Origin of the sequence: Catenulispora yoronensis (genome assembly GCF_039531695.1) — a bacterium.
GTDB lineage: Bacteria > Actinomycetota > Actinomycetes > Streptomycetales > Catenulisporaceae > Catenulispora > Catenulispora yoronensis.
Genome location: NZ_BAAAQN010000201.1, coordinates 1 through 596, shown reverse-complemented (window position 1 = coordinate 596; position 596 = coordinate 1). Strand labels below are relative to the sequence as shown.

Below are 596 nucleotides of genomic sequence, written 5' to 3'. Positions count from 1 at the left end.
ACAGCCTGCTGGCGGCCGGCCTCAGACCGGATCAGGTACTGATCGAGGTGACCGAGACAGAGGTGATCACCTGCTTTGACCAGTTCCGCAAGGTGCTCAAAGCCCTGCGCGTCGCGGGCATGAAGCTGGCCATCGACGACTTTGGCGCAGGTTATTCCGGCCTGTCGTTACTGACCCGTTTTCAGCCTGATAAAATCAAAGTGGATGCGGAACTGGTGCGCGATATCCATATTAGCGGCACCAAACAGGCGATTGTCCCCTCGGTCGTCCGCTGCTGCGAGGATCTTGGCATTACGGTGGTGGCTGGAGGTGTCGAAACCCTGGAGGAGTGGTGCTGGCTGCAGTCGGTGGGCATACGCCTGTTTCAGGGCTTTCTCTTTTCCCGACCCTGCCTTAACGGCATCGGGGAGATTTGCTGGCCGGTAGCGCGCCAGGCAATGGACCTGTAAGGCCGCGCCCCCGGGCATCGTCACTGCCAGTGGGCAAGCTTTTCGCTCAGCGCCGCCAGGGCATATCGTACCGCTTTCGCCACCACGGTCTCACAGTCGCCGGCAAAGCACATCCGTTTGGTTTCAGTCTGGCCGCGAAAATTCCAG

At 60.1% G+C, this 596-nt stretch carries 1 protein-coding gene and 1 pseudogene; one reads left to right on the top strand and one right to left on the bottom strand.

All coding sequences use genetic code 11. From position 1 onward, the window contains the following. Positions 1–449 (top strand): EAL domain-containing protein (locus ABD481_RS46800; RefSeq protein ID WP_344672360.1); only part of this gene is annotated, 449 nt, incomplete at its 5' end. Positions 450–469: 20 nt separating this feature from the next. On the opposite strand, the pseudogene ABD481_RS46795 reads toward ABD481_RS46800, so the two are convergent. After that, positions 470–596 (bottom strand): annotated as a pseudogene (locus ABD481_RS46795) (competence protein ComA); the annotation flags it as partial.